The organism is Paraburkholderia xenovorans LB400 (assembly GCF_000013645.1).
In the GTDB taxonomy this organism is placed as follows: domain Bacteria; phylum Pseudomonadota; class Gammaproteobacteria; order Burkholderiales; family Burkholderiaceae; genus Paraburkholderia; species Paraburkholderia xenovorans.
Genome location: NC_007951.1, coordinates 3929883 through 3944248, shown reverse-complemented (window position 1 = coordinate 3944248; position 14366 = coordinate 3929883). Strand labels below are relative to the sequence as shown.

Annotated in this window: 10 protein-coding genes and 1 tRNA gene; 5 read left to right on the top strand and 6 right to left on the bottom strand. The window is 62.1% G+C overall.

What is annotated here, in order from left to right; translation table 11 throughout:
• The first annotated feature begins 5 nt into the window (after positions 1–5).
• From BXE_RS17670 to BXE_RS17660, 3 genes are read left to right on the top strand one after another with little or no spacing between them, the layout of a single operon-like run.
• Entirely contained in the window at positions 6–1232 is a 1227-nt protein-coding gene (locus BXE_RS17670; protein WP_011489593.1) for a DUF6361 family protein, read from the top strand.
• The gene (locus tag BXE_RS17665) at positions 1229–3067 is read left to right on the top strand and encodes a phospholipase D family protein (RefSeq protein WP_011489592.1); all 1839 of its coding nucleotides are present in this window, start codon (positions 1229–1231) and stop codon (positions 3065–3067) included. The genes BXE_RS17670 and BXE_RS17665 overlap by 4 nt, the downstream gene beginning before the upstream one ends.
• On the top strand, positions 3064–6252 hold the full coding sequence (locus BXE_RS17660) for a helicase-related protein (protein WP_011489591.1): 3189 nt from the start codon (positions 3064–3066) through the stop codon (positions 6250–6252). Before BXE_RS17665 ends, BXE_RS17660 begins: the two co-directional genes overlap by 4 nt.
• Before the next feature lie 292 nt (positions 6253–6544).
• On the opposite strand, the gene BXE_RS17655 is transcribed toward BXE_RS17660, so the two are convergent.
• The 6 genes from BXE_RS17655 to hemN form a co-directional block, all read right to left on the bottom strand.
• Complete coding sequence (locus BXE_RS17655) at positions 6545–7183, bottom strand: OmpA/MotB family protein (protein WP_011489590.1); 639 nt, start codon at positions 7181–7183, stop codon at positions 6545–6547.
• Between the two features lie 9 nt (positions 7184–7192).
• On the bottom strand, positions 7193–8710 hold the full coding sequence (locus BXE_RS43395) for a hypothetical protein (protein WP_011489589.1): 1518 nt from the start codon (positions 8708–8710) through the stop codon (positions 7193–7195).
• Complete coding sequence (locus BXE_RS17645; protein ID WP_011489588.1) at positions 8707–9996, bottom strand: hypothetical protein; 1290 nt, start codon at positions 9994–9996, stop codon at positions 8707–8709. The genes BXE_RS43395 and BXE_RS17645 overlap by 4 nt, the downstream gene beginning before the upstream one ends.
• A 52-nt stretch (positions 9997–10048) precedes the next feature.
• Positions 10049–10966: an ATP-binding protein gene (locus BXE_RS17640; RefSeq protein WP_011489587.1), complete on the bottom strand. Its 918-nt coding sequence runs from the start codon at positions 10964–10966 to the stop codon at positions 10049–10051.
• A gap of 518 nt (positions 10967–11484) precedes the next feature.
• A tRNA-Leu gene (locus BXE_RS17635) sits at positions 11485–11569 on the bottom strand.
• Between the two features lie 106 nt (positions 11570–11675).
• A complete protein-coding gene (gene hemN, locus BXE_RS17630; RefSeq protein ID WP_011489585.1) occupies positions 11676–13061 on the bottom strand; it encodes an oxygen-independent coproporphyrinogen III oxidase in 1386 nt (461 codons plus the stop codon).
• Between the two features lie 231 nt (positions 13062–13292).
• Between hemN and BXE_RS17625 the strand changes: the two genes are divergently transcribed.
• Positions 13293–13625 carry a YkgJ family cysteine cluster protein gene (locus BXE_RS17625; protein WP_081435539.1) on the top strand — a complete coding sequence of 111 codons (333 nt, stop codon included), beginning with the start codon at positions 13293–13295 and terminating at the stop codon, positions 13623–13625.
• 112 nt (positions 13626–13737) lie between these two features.
• On the top strand, positions 13738–14331 hold the full coding sequence (locus BXE_RS17620; RefSeq protein WP_011489583.1) for a DUF1439 domain-containing protein: 594 nt from the start codon (positions 13738–13740) through the stop codon (positions 14329–14331).
• Positions 14332–14366: the final 35 nt, after the last annotated feature.

Below are 14366 nucleotides of genomic sequence, written 5' to 3'. Positions count from 1 at the left end.
GATCTATGGCATCGCAACTTTCCTGGCTCGATCACGACGCGGCCGCCGCACAACGCAGCCTTCAGATACTCTCCCTGTTCAACGAGCCTGATGCGCGCGACGAGCTGGGCATCGGCGGTATTCGCGATTCGATCGCGGACCAGCTGTTTCCCGGCACATCGACCATTCAGACTCGTCTGCGCTATGTATTCTTCGTGCCCTGGTTGCTCGAACAGCTGGAGTCACGCAACACGTCGTCTTCGGCGTTTGCTGGCGCGTCACGCGCGGCGGAGTTCAAGCTGCTCGAGCAACTGATTGCTCACGCGCCGCCGAACGAGCCCGGCATCATTGGCCGGGACGCGCGCGGGGAATTAAAACGCTTGCCGAGCTCGGTCTACTGGGCGGCATTAGGCAGCTGGGGCATGCGGCGCTCGCGCGTTTCGCTGCAGCAGTATTTCGGCCTCGCCGACCGGCGATCCGCGCAACGCCGCGCGCAGCGCAAGCGCGACGACAATGAAAGCTACGATGGCGAGCAGACCGGCCGCGTGTGGGACGAGAAGCTGATTGCGCTGCGCCCCGAGGGCTTTCCGGCCGCGGCACAGTTGCAACTCACGCGCCATGAAGCTGAATTTCTTCTCGACCGCTGGACGCTCAATCACCGGAATTCGCTGCTGACCCGGCTCGCGCACGACCTCGCAAAAGGCGATCCACTAGCCGACGCTGAGCAGATCTGGTTGCATCCACGCAAGGAGCAGTTCCCACAGGAAATCCGCCTACTGATTGCCGATGCGCAGCGCCTGACGATTCTGATTCGGGGCGCGGCGCTTCTTTACAACCTCGAACTTGCGAAGCTCGCGCCGCGTTGCGACAACATTGTCGCCGATCGGGAGCCGGAACTCGCAGTTTGGGCTGAGCAGGATTTGCCGCTTTGCGCCGGCTGGGACCTCGATTCGTTCTGGACGCGCGTCGTAGGCAAGGGTCACACGATAAGCGCGCCAACCCGGGATTTCGTGCGCAACTGGCTCGATCTTGCGTTGCGCGAACAAAAGGGTGTGGCCGAATCGCGCGACTGCTGTCAGCTCATCCGGATCCGCGAATCAAACCTCAAGACCGGGGGCAACCGCTCGCGCTTCGAGAACCAGGCTGCGCGTGCCCAATGGAGCGGCAAGGCCGGCCTCGTCCCGCTCAGCTATCGCTGGCCGGTGGCGCGCGATTTCCTGCGCGAATGGTACGCCGGCTGGAGAGCCGCATGATTAATCCCGATCAACGCAGTCTGCTTACCGACGCACTTACGCCACCAGACCGCTATCGTTACGAATGCGGCGTCGCGACGACCTATTCGCTCGACCTGATCACGCTGCTGAGCTTACCGCTCCACCTCGCGCGCCGTGATACCGAAGACACCTCGCCGGACCGGCCTGACCCGCTGCCGGTGCTGGATGCGCTCAGACGCATGGGCGACCGGCTGACGGTTTTCTGTCAGCGCGGACGCTTGCAGATTCCGCGCAAATCCAATGCGTTGCTAGGATTGCTCGAGGATATGGTCCATGAAACGCAGGCACCCTTTGAGGGCGTCTTCCACCCGAAAGTGTGGCTACTGCGTTTCGTTCCGCACGATCCGGACGACAAAGCGCCGGTGCTCCTGCGGCTACTCGTGCTCACCCGCAATATCACCGACGACCGTTCCTGGGATCTCTCGCTGTGGCTGGAAGGCGAGCGGGGTAATAAGCTCGTCGGCACCAGCAAGCCGCTCGCCACTTTCGTTGAGTGGCTGACCCGCACGGGCAGCGAAACGTTGGGCGCCGCGCGCCGCGAGCAACTCGACCTGCTTGCCCTCGACGCGAGGCATACCCAATGGACGGCTCCCGGCAAATTCAGCGAGGTGCACTTTCATGCGCTCGGCATCGGCACAAAAGCGGCGCAATGGTTCCCGCAACACGCGAGCGGCATGCCGTGGGACCAGCTTGGTGTGATCTCGCCGTTCGTCTGCGCCAACGCGTTGGATGAGCTGTCGTCGCGCGCCGGAGAGTTGCTTTTCCTGGTGTCGCGCGCCGAGGAACTCGACAGGTGCGCGTCGCATGGGCGCTTTTCGGATGTGCGCGTGTTGAGCGACCACGCGACCAGCGGCGACACAGAAGACGATGTGGTACACCGGCAACGCGGGCTGCATGCGAAGGTCTACATCGGCAAGCGGGCGCGGGATACCCACCTGTTCATCGGATCGGCGAACGCAACGGGCGCCGCGCTGGTGGATGGCCGCAATGTCGAGTTCGTGGTCGAACTGGTTGGCCGCACCAGCAAGGTCGGCGGCCCTTCCGACTGGGTTGGCGGCAACGGGCTCGGGCCGTTGCTGGAGCGCTATGTTCGCTCCGCATCGATCGACGAGCAGGACGTGAAGGACGAACGCGCTCTGGAACAGGTGCGTGACGCGCTCGCTCGTGCGCCGCTGGCACTGTATTGCGAAGAAGCGGAGCAAGGCTGGCGTGTCGTTCTTCGTGGGCTCGACGGCATCGACTGGAACGGTGCGGCGGCGCGCGCATGGCTCGTGTCATCGGACGAGGCGCGCGCCGTTGCGATTGATCCCAGGCACACGAATGCCATCCAGGGTGTGCTGCGGCAAGGCCTTTTAATCGGCGAATTCGCGCCCCAGCAGATCACGTCGTTCACCGCGTTCTCGCTCACGCGGGGTGAGGCGGCGTTGAGTTTCGCCCTGAAGCTGCCACTTTTCGGTGGACCTGAGGAGCGGGACCTGGAAATCCTGCGCGCGGCCATCCGGAATCGCGACGGCTTTATCCGCTATCTGATGCTGCTGCTCGGCGACTGGACGGCCGACGATGGCAATGGTCAAGGCGATGGAGTAGCGTCCGGTGACGAGCCGCGCGGCTCATTCGACGACACGCCTCTGTTCGAGATGCTTGCCCGTGCCTATGCGCGCGAACCGGAGCGGCTGGCGCAGATTCGCGATCTCGTGGAACGTCTGCGCCGTCCCGATGCCAACGGGCACGAGAGCGAACCCATCCTTACGGCTGACCTGATGGAGCTCTGGTCGGTCTTCGAATCAGCGCTGGCGGAAGGAGAGAACCAATGACGCGCAACGTTGCGGCCAGCACGGTGCTGAGAGGACTGAAGGACTTTCAGCGAGACACCGTCGAATACGTATTCGAGCGCATGTTCGACGAAACGCAGCCAGCCACGCGCTTTCTCGTGGCCGACGAAGTGGGTCTCGGCAAGACCATGATCGCGAAGGGCGTGGTCGCGAAGACCATCGATCGGTACACGCATACGAATGAGCGCATCGATATCGTCTATGTCTGTTCGAGCATCGAAATCGCGGCGCAGAACATCAGGCGACTGCGGCTGCCGGGTCAGCCGGACATGTCGAAGGCCAATCGGCTGACGCTGTTGCCGCTGTACACCCGGGAGCTTGCGCGGAATGCGGTGAACCTGATCGGCTTCACGCCGGGCACGGCACTTCCATCGAACAACGGCGCAGGGCGGCGCACCGGGCGTAAGGAAGAGCGCCATCTGATCTATCAGATGTTGCGTGACCTGCCGGGTGTGTCGGAGCGCGGCCTGAGCCGCGCGTTAAAAGCCACGGCTGGCAAAGATTGGAAAAGGGACGCACAGAAGCCGCTCGATTACGACAAGGCCATCGCGAAAGCCTATCGACAGGCGATAAAAAACGACAGGGTGCTTTATCGCGAACTGCGCGAGATCGCCAATATTCACGACGACGGCCGCAAAACAGTGAGCGACACGGACAAAGAACGGCGGGCGATGCTCACGGGAGAGCTTCGGACGCTGCTTGCCCGCACCTGCCTTGTCGCGCTCAAGCCAGCGCTCGTGATTCTCGACGAGTTCCAGCGCTTCAACGATCTCTTCGAGGATCCCGCCGAGAGTGAGAATCCGGCCGCGGAGCTTGCGCATCAGTTGTTCAACTACGAAGCGCGCACGCGTGTGCTGCTGCTGTCCGCGACGCCGTACAAGATGTACGCCCGCGATGACGAAGACGAAGATCATTACGCCGACTTCCTGCACACACTGAAATTTCTCTATCCCGGCGATCAGGCGAAAGTCGATGCGCTCAAGATCGACATCAGTGCGATGCGCACGGGCCTGCTGGGTGCGCGTGGCGCGGCGGACTTCGCGGCGCTCGAACAGGTCAAGGAGCGGATCGAGCGCACGCTGCGGCATGTCATGTGTCGTACCGAGCGTGTCGAGGCGACGCGGCGCGCGGACTCGATGATCAGGGAAAAGCTGCTGGTGCCGCGTTTGCATCCTCGCGACCTGGCCGACTTCCGCGCGTTGGAGTCGCTCGCGCAGGCCCTCAAGGAGCCGGAGACAATCGAGTACTGGAAATCGAGCCCCTACCTGCTCAATTTCATGGATGGCTACAAGTTCAAGGAGACGGTGCGCGAACAGGCGGAGCAGACTTCATCGCCGATCCATGCGGTGTTGCTGCGGCACGCGCTCGCGCTCCTCAGCCAGAAAGATATTGCGGGCTATCGGCAGATCGATCCCGGCAACGCGCGGCTTCGTGCGCTGATCGAGCGCATCGATGCCGACGGCCTGTGGAAGCTCCTGTGGATGCCACCGTCGCTGAACTACTGGCAGGCCGCGGGCGAGTACGCGGAGGTCGGCACGGTCAGCAAGCAGCTCGTGTTCTCGGCCTGGAACGTGGTGCCCGACGCGCTGGCCGCGTTGCTGTCTTTTGAAGCGGAGCGACGGCTCATCCAGCGCGCGAAGCGCAGCGTGGCATACGCAAAGATGCCGGATCGCTTTGCGCAGCAACTGCGCTTCTCGATCAAGCGCGGCAGCGGGCCCACCGGCATGTCTGCGCTGCTGCTCGCGTTTCCTTCGCAAGCGCTGGCGCAACTGGTGGATCCCCTCACGCTGCGCGCCCTCGCGAGCGTGGACGCGATGCCAGGTTATGCGGACCTGCGCGAGCGCGCCATGACTGTGATGGCGTCGGCGCTCGAGCCGCTGCTCGATCGCAGTGTGAAGGAAGGTCCGTTCGACCGGCGCTGGTATTGGGTTGCGCTGGCCCGCCTCGAGGCGCAGCTTCGTCCGGCGGCGCGCGACTGGTGTGCGCTTCGCTGGGCAGAGGCGCGCAGCGGGCGTGGCGACGAACAGGAAGATCCGGTCAGCGCATTTGATGCGCACGTCAATTTGTGGCTGGATGCCTGGGATGGCAATGTCATCGGGCTCGGTCGCGTGCCCAATGACATTGTGTCCGTGCTCGCGAGCGTCGCGCTGTGCGGGCCGGCCACCTGTGCGCTGCGCACCTTGCTGAAGATCTGGCCGCACGAGATGGCGCCCGACGCGATGCTCGATGCCGCCGCGCGCGTCGCGGAAGGCTTGCGCAGTCAGTTCAACTCGCCGTGCGCGGTCGTCATGCTGAAGACCGTCGAGGACGAGGATTCGTACTGGCAGAGCGTGCTGCAATATGCTGCCGATGGCAATCTGCAGGCGCTGCTCGACGAGTACGCGCACATCCTCTTCGAGTCGAACGGACTTGCCGACCACGCCGCGCAGGACGGTTGCGAGACACTCGCCGATGCGATGTACGAAGCGATGTCTTTGCGCAGCGCGCCGTTGCAGCCCGATGAGCTGCAGATTCGGGACGAACAGTTGAGCATCAAACCGTTCGAGACGCGAGTGCGCACGCACTTCGCGTTGCGGTTCGGCAACCAGCGCGGAGAAGACGGCGCGGTCGCCCGCCGGAAGGTAGTACAGGCAGCGTTCAACTCGCCGTTCTGGCCGTTCGTGCTGGCGTCGACGTCCGTCGGTCAGGAAGGGCTCGACTTCCACAACTGGTGCCATTCAGTCGTGCACTGGAACCTGCCGTCCAATCCCGTGGATATGGAGCAGCGAGAAGGACGCGTGCATCGCTACAAGGGCTATGCGGTGCGCAAGAACGTCGCGCGCAGGCATGGCATCGCGGCGCTGCAGGAGACCCGCGGCGATCTCTGGAATACGCTGTTCGACCTCGCCGTGCAAAGCCGCGCGCCAGACGCCAATGATCTGATTCCGTACTGGATCTACGAAGACGAAGACGGCGCGTCTATCGAGCGAACGGTGATGACGCTGCCGCTCAGCCGCGACGAGTTCCGCTACCGGCGGTTGAAACGCAGTCTCGCACTATATCGCCTGGTGTTCGCGCAGCCGCGTCAGGAGGACCTTCTATCCTGTCTCGAGCAGAACCTGAGCGAGGAAGATGCAGTGGCCTCTGTCGGGCGCTGGCGCATTTCGCTTGGTCCCAGGAGACGCTGAATATTGCCGACAGCCCGTTTGTTCGCGCAGAACATCGCGCGCGCGACGGGACTTGGATCGAAGGAAAATCACGAAGATATGCCAGTTACCATTCACACATTGAGCAGCAGCGCTCCGTTCCAATATGAAAGCTCGCTGGCGAAGGGCGTTCACTTTTGGATAGGTGCAAACGAAACGCATGACTTCGTCGCCGCCGAACTGCTTGAGCGCCTGGTTGGGTATTTCCGCGCCCAGTCAGACACAGCGTCGGCGCCTCATGGATCCACCGGAACGGGACAACCGGCACGCCCACTTATTGATCCACGAGGAACTGCACTTCGACGCGCCGATTCCTTGGATCGGCCGCATCCACGCCCGGCAGAGGCCGCGATTCGCCATAGCCCGCCACGACGATGCGCTTGGCCGCGTCGTCGCTGATAGTGCCGAGCAGCGCGCGGCGCGCTTCGCGTGCGCGGGCGGCGGACAACGTGAAGTTGTCGTCGTACACGGTGCAGAAGCGCTGATAGTCGATAACGGGCCGCGTGACAGGCAGGTTGTCCGTATAGCCCTCGACGAGCATACGTGCTTTGGGATTGTCGGCGATGAAGTGCGCCAGTTCGCCTTGCACCGCGCCGATCGCGGCGCGCGCTTCCGGCGTGAGGCAGGCACTGCCACGCTCGAACACACCGTCACGCAGCGTCAGCCTGTTGGTGCTGCGATCGAGCGTCATGAGGCCGGACGCCTCGCCGTTCCCTAGTTTCGCGCCCAGCGTCTGCATCATCCTGGCGACTGAATCGCCTTTGCTGGCCTTTGCATTGGCCAGTTCCTGCTGATAGCGCAGGTCGCTGGTGCTTTTCTGCACGACGGCAACGACCAGCAATAGCATCACCACGGCCATGACGCCGGCCATCAGGTCGGAGATGGCGATCCACTCGCTCGGTTTGTCTTTCATGACCTGGGCTTATTCGACATTGGACATATCGGTGCGCGTGCGCTCCGTCGCCGCCATAAGGGCGGCGATTTTGCGCAAGCCCTGAAGTTCGTGCAGGATGGCCTGCTGGTGGGCAGGCAATGCGCTGAGGGGTTCGAGCAGGCGTTGCTGCTTCGCACCCTGTTCGGCGAGCGGTTCCAGCGTGTCCGGCAGAGCGGCGATCTTTCCGATAACTTCATCAAAGCCGTTCAGCGTCCTGTCCAGACTGCGGCCCATGCTGTTGATATGTCGACTCACATCGGCAACCGATTGCAGTCTTTCGTCGAGACCCGTGCTCAGCTTCTCGAACCGTTCGGTGGACAGGCTCAGATTCTCGTCGAGTCCCTTGGTCGAGGCCGTGAACTCGATCGAAGCTCTTTTCTGAACCTCGAGCGCACTGCCGATCGATTCCTGCACCGCGCTCATGGTTTGCTTGACATCCTTGGACAGCCCTTCGAGCGCCTTCGAAATCTCGTTGGTGGCGTTCTCCATCTGGCGGCTGCCGCGGTCGAACGTTTGAGAGGCCTGAGCGCTCATGTTGCCGATCGCATTGCCCAGGTCTTCACCCACGCGATGCAGTGCAGCGGTGAACTGTTGCTTGAAGTCGGCCACGGTTTGCGTCAATCCGCCGGCGGACTCGCCCACCTTGTCGGCTCCGGCGGCCATGCGCTGCGCAGCCTCGCTCATGTTCCGGATGACGCCTTCGACGCCGTTCGTGAACTGCTTCATCGTCTCGTTGGTCGCGCGGCTTTCGGTGTGCGTGCGTTCGAGCCCTTCGCAAATCAGCGCGATGTGCGCATCCAGACGCGTTTGGGCATGTTCGCGCGCAACCGTCTCCGCGCGCACCAGCTGCGCGGTCTGCTCGTTGACGCCCGCCGCGATAGCGGCCGCCGCGCTCCGGATCTGCTCGAACAAGGCGCCCTGTTTGGCGTCAGCCGCGGCGGCTTCGGCCTGCTTGCGGCGTTCGAGTTCGGTCTTGACCTTGCCAATCACCCAGGTGAGCCGTTTTTCCGGAAAACGGGTGCATTCGCTCCAGAACTTGAGCAGCACAAAACCGGTAATACCCCAGGTCGAGGTCTTGAACTTGGTGCCGAGCCCTTGAAGCAGGCCCACCAGATCGTTCATGCTTTTGGCGGCACCGTTGGCGCTCAGCGCGTCGGGCTGATTCAGGATGCTCGACGCATGGTTCAATGCAATGCCGAGGCCAAGGAACGTGCCCAGCAAGCCGATCACGAGGAGCAGGCTCGGCATGACTTCCGCAAGCTTCTCCGGCGTCGTGGAAACGGCCTGCCAGAGATCGGTGACGCTGCCGTGCTCGATATCGAGGTCGTCGCTCGGGTCGTCGGGCGTGCCGCGATTCCATTTGCGTTCCCACGAGCGGGCTTTCGCGGTGATGTGAGTGCAAATCGCGGTGCCGAGCACCAGCGCGACGATGATCGTGAGAAAGCCCACCTGAAGCCGGTCGGACAGATCGGGCGTCAGAAAATCGATAACTTCCTGCGTCTTCATGCTGCAGCCTTCAGAAGAAGCTCAGTGCGCGCTTGCGATTCGCGCTTGAAGATATTGGCGTAGTCGTTGACGAGCGCTTGCTGTTCGTTGTCGAGTTCGTTGAACGGAACATTGTTTTGCGCGCAGTCGATCAGAATCTTGCCGACTAGCGCGCCGTCTTCGATCAGATATTCACGGTCTTCCTGCTCGATCTGCTCGGGCGTCTTTTCGAGGAGTTGCAGGAAGCCTTCGGCCGCGCCGGTGTAGCGCTCGATATCGCGCTGCTGCCGGGCCACGTCGTCCAGTTGCTGTTTGAGCAGCGGCACGTTCTTTTCGAGGTTCGCCAGTTCGAGCGTTTCTTCCTCCGACAACTCATCCTGAATGTCACGCGCGATCGTCAGGCGCTTGAGCAGGATTTTGTCCTTCGAAAAGCTGCGATTCGCTTCGTCCCAGCGCTTGCCGAGTTGTTCGGCACGCATGGCCCATGACGCAATCAGTTCTTCGAAAACGAACGGCGTCAGTTTCTTGCCGTAGCGCTGCTGCAGCAGACGATCGAGGCGCAGCGCCGCTTCCTTGCCAAGCTCGGGGTTGGACTTGATGAGGTCGGACGCAATGCGTACGAGGAAGATGTCGTCGACACTGATGTCGTCAATCGTCTGCGCGGCGCGCAATGTCCTGTCCGCCATGCCCAGCAGCTTTTGCGTGGCGCGCAGGCGCAGATAGTGTTCGAAATTGGCCGGCGCCGCATCGATCGCATTGGCCAGATCGGTCCTGGCAATTTCGAAGTCGTTGATGACAGACGCGAGTTCCATCTGATGACGCAGCGGTTCGGAATCGACTTCGCGTTCCGCCGCGCGCAGATCGTCCTGGTGCCGCTTCGCGGTCCTGAGTTCTTCTGCGGAGAGACGCTCGCTCTCCTGTTCGCCCTGGGTGGACTTCTTCCAACGCTGCGCGAGTTTGATCGCCCATGCAATGGCTTCGTTCACCTTCTTCGCGATGGGGGAGTTCTCGAACGCGGTCAGCGCGCCCAGGCCTTTATCGAGCGCCAGCAACGCGGCGCTAAGAAAAGGTATCTCCGCGGTGAGCGCCGCCGCGGTGCGCAAACCCGCGCGAATATGCTCCACGTAGGGCTTGACGATCTGCCATGTGTGCTTCACGTCTTCGACGAACTTCTCGGCTTCTTCCGCCATCCAGCCCACGGCCCGGCTCGCGACGTCTTTTGCCGTTTCCCACGCCGCATTCGCAGCACGTTTGACAGTGCTGGCGGCCTCGCCGATAAAGCTACCTACCCGACTCCAGAATCCCACTTGCTCACTCCCCGTACGTATGGAACTTGACTTTGTTGAAATAGTGATGAATCTAGTCCGCGAGCCCGAGCAATTGCCGCCCCGCGTCCGCGCTGGCCTCGCCCGATAACGGCGCCGGACGGTGCTTGCCGACATTGCGATGCGCAGCCCGAATGTCGTCGATCGCGGTTACGATATGCGGCCAGCGAACGGTTGGCGCGGCTGGATCGCTAAGGATTGCGCGCGGAAACGCCGTGCGCAGCGCAGTGCGAATCTCGCGCCCGCTCAAGCCTTCCGACGCTGCCGCACAGCGCTCGATGATGTCGGCGCGCGGCTCGCCAAGCGGAACACCGGGCACGAGCAAACGCTCCCAGAGTTGCTTGCGCCCGTCGAAGTCCGGCAGTGCGAATTCGATGTGATAGCGGATGCGGCTCACAAACGCGTTGTCGTAATTTTTTGCAAAGTTGGTGGCAAACACCACCACGCCTTCGCAGCGCTCCAGTTCGATCAGCAGCGTCGAGCGCATCGCGTTAATTTCGTTGTCAATGCCCTGCGTGACCGAGGAAAGGCGTGCGCCAAGCAGCGTGTCGGCTTCATCGAAGAACAACAGTGCGCCTTCGGCGTCGGCTTCGCGAAAAGCCTGTGTGATGTTTTTCGCCGTTTCGCCGACATATTTGCTTTCGAGTTCGGAAATGCCGATATGCAGGAAGGGGCGCTTGAGGGTGCCTGCGAGCGCTTCGGCGGCCAGCGTTTTGCCGGTGCCCGGCGGCCCGTAGAAGTTGACGACCATGTTGCGGCCGGTGGGATCGACCGCGCCGAAGCCCCAGTCGTTGTAAATGGTCTTGTGATGGCGCATGGCGCCGATGGCTTCTTCGAACATGCGCCGCGTTTGCGGTGCGAGTACGACATCGTTGTCCAGCGTCATGCGGGGCGTGCGCAATTCAAACGACGATGTGGCCGAAGTCCCGTCGCGATCGCGGGATTCATTCATGTTTATATCCAGCTTGTATATTGACTTCAGGCTTATTCATTGAATGCCCCGGGTAGCGACGTTGTTCTTGTTCACCAGGCGACGGCTTCGACCGGAGGTCTGGATGACCCTGGGTGAGGATGAGGCTTCACACGCAGACCGTGCCCGGTTTATCGACCGCAAAGACGCTGCATTTAGGGTGTTTGCTTAAAAATATTTACGCCGCCGTATGCGCCTGGGTCATCATGAAGCGGGATTGCGACAAATCATGTCCCGAACGTGGCCAGTATGCGAACGTGCTGCGGAAGATGCGCGAAGGGAATTGAACGAAGAGCGCCGGGTCGGCGGCGTTTGGTGTCGACAGGCGACCTCTCCCGCCGGGAAAACCCGGCAACGAGGCGGATACCATCAGATACTTCCGGCTGTCGACGAGTCAGCGCGCGGATTGTCAGGGAAATTGACAGGGAATAAAAAAACCCCGTGAGACGTTGATCTCACGGGGTTTCCCGGAATGCGGCGGCGCTTGCCGGAATATTCTTTGGTGCCCAGGGCCGGAATCGAACCGGCACGCCTTGCGGCGGGGGATTTTGAGTCCCCTGCGTCTACCAATTTCACCACCTGGGCAGGCCTTGCAGCGTACGCACCAGAAGCTGGCACGCAGCGAAGACGCAGATTATGGCCGAAAATCGAACGACGGGCAAGCCGGTTACCTTTATCCGCGTTGCGGCCTTCACACCGTGCGGGAAAACCGTTCGAGTGTCTGCTGGCCGAGGTAACGGTCGAACACCATAGCGATGTTGCGCACGAGCATGCGGCCGGCCATTCGCACTTCGAGCTTGTCCGCGCCGAGCGACACCAGTCCGTCCTGCTCGAAGCCGCGCAAACGCTCCAGCTCCGGCTCGAACGTCTCGGCGAAGCGGATGCCATAAGCCGCTTCGAATTCATCGAAGCGCAATTCCAGGTTGCACATCAATTGCGTGATCACGTCGCGGCGCAGACGGTCGTCGGCGGTAAGGCGCACGCCACGCGTGATGGCGAGCTTGCCTGAATCGATGGCCGCGGCGTAGCCCGGCAGATCCTTGGCATTCTGTGCGTACACGTCGCCGACCTTGCCGATCGACGATGCGCCGAAACCGATCAGATCGCATTCGGCCCGCGTGCTGTAGCCCTGGAAATTGCGATGCAAGGTTCGCTGCGCCTGCGCGCGCGCCAGTTCGTCGGTGGGCAGCGCGAAGTGATCCATGCCGATGTACACATAGCCCGCGCCCGTCAGACGTTCGACCACGCGCTGCAGGATTGCGAGCCGGACATCCGGCGAGGGCAGCGTGGCGGGGTCCATCTGCCGTTGCATCTTGAAGAGTTGCGGCATGTGGGCATATGCGAATACCGAGAGACGATCGGGCGCGAGCTCGATCATCGTGTCGAGCGTACGGCTGAAGCTCTCGACCGTTTGATGCGGCAGCCCATAAATCAGATCGACCCCGATCGAATGAAAGCCTGTGTCGCGCGCGGCCTGCATGACCGACGCAGTCATTTCCAGCGGTTGAATGCGATTGATCGCCTGCTGCACGACCGGATCGAAGTCCTGCACGCCGAGGCTCAGCCGGTTGAAGCCCAGCTTGCGCAAATGCGCGATCGTCTCGGGCGACGCTTCGCGCGGATCGACTTCGATCGAATATTCGGCTTCGGCATCGGGCAGCAGCGTGAAGTGTTCACGCGTGGCCGCCATCAGCTCGGCCGTTTCGTCGTGCGACAGAAAGGTCGGCGTGCCGCCACCCCAATGCAATTGAGAGACCGGACGCCGCGTATCGAAACACACCGCCTGCAACGCTATTTCGCGCTTCAGCTGGTCGAGGTACGGACGCGCATGCGCGCGGTTTTTCGTGGCGATCTTGTTGCAACCGCAGTAGAAACACACGGTGTCGCAAAACGGAATGTGGAAGTACAGCGAGAGATCCGTGGAGGAGGCGCCCGGGTCCGCGGCGGCGCGTAAATAGTCGCCGGGATCGAAATCGTCGCGGAACTGCAGGGCGGTCGGATAGGACGTATACCGTGGGCCGTTTGCACTGTATTTGGCGAGCAGGTCGGGGCGAAACAGCGAGTTGTCGTTGGACATGAGAGGCTCGAGGGCTGGCGGCCATCGAGGAAGAGGCGCAACCGGCGGTGAGTCGCGAAACCGGATCGAACAGCGCAGACGCTTCTTGAGCATGGCCTTTCGGATCCTTCGAGTGTACTTGAGCGCGCATTCGCCTGATTGCGTAAAAAGGTCGCATGCAATGCGGTGGCACAATGCGGGTCTGATAATGCATTGCCCGCTTTCGGGTTCGGGAAGAATGGAGTGAGCGAAGTGTCTGAAGTGTCGGAGAGCGTCGTGAAGGACGGGCCTGTGTTCCATGTGGCCGGTCATGCGTGCCGCCCCGATTGCGGCGCGTGCTGTATTGCGCCGTCGATTTCGAGTGCCATTCCGGGCATGCCGAACGGCAAGCCGGCGGGCGTGCGCTGCGTGCAGCTCGGCGACGATCTGCGCTGCGCGATCTTCGGCCAGCCTGAGCGGCCGGCCTGCTGTTCCGGTTTGCAACCGCAATTGGAAATGTGCGGCACGAATCGCGGCGAAGCACTCGCGTGGCTCACGCAACTCGAAGCTCAGACTCAACCGCGCGCGCTGCCGAGTGGCCGCTGACGCCGCTGACAAACGCGCATGAGCGCACGAGCGCACGTATGGCCAAAACGCCGCAAGCCGCAAACGAACGACGCAACTGCAGGCCCGAACAGGTTTCCACAGGAGATTTCGCATGACTCGACCCGCTGCGCCGGCCCGGCGCCGCTTTCTGCTCGCCGCGCTGACCGGTTCTGGCGCGCTCGGCATCACCGTTTCGCTCGCGGCCTGCGCAACACCGACGTTTCCGTTCATCCCTTCGCACTACACGTTCTCGCAGCAGCAGGTGCAGGACGCGGTGCAGCGCAAGTTCCCGTATCAGCGCACGGTCTCGCAGGTGTTCGATATCGCGCTGACCAACCCCGTGGTCGGCTTCCTGCCGGATACGAACCGCGTCTCGGTGAAGCTCGACGCCCGCTTCGCGAGTCCCTTCATGCCGCAGCCGGTGGACGGCGTGTTCATGCTGTCGAGCGAACTGGCCTACGACGCCGCCAGCAAATCCGTCGTGCTCAGATCACCGAATGTCGACAATGTCAGCGTGAGCGGGCAGGCGCAGGCCTACACGCAGCAGATCAACGCCGCGGCGGGGCTGCTCGCCACGCAGTTGCTGACCAACTATCCGATCTACACCTTCAAGCCCGAACAACTGCAATTTGCCGGTGTGAATTACGAACCCGGTACAATCACCATCCTTACAAACGGCATACGCGTGCAAATCGTCGAAAAATGACGTGCCGCGCGGCCGGCAGGGCCGCGCGATTCCAC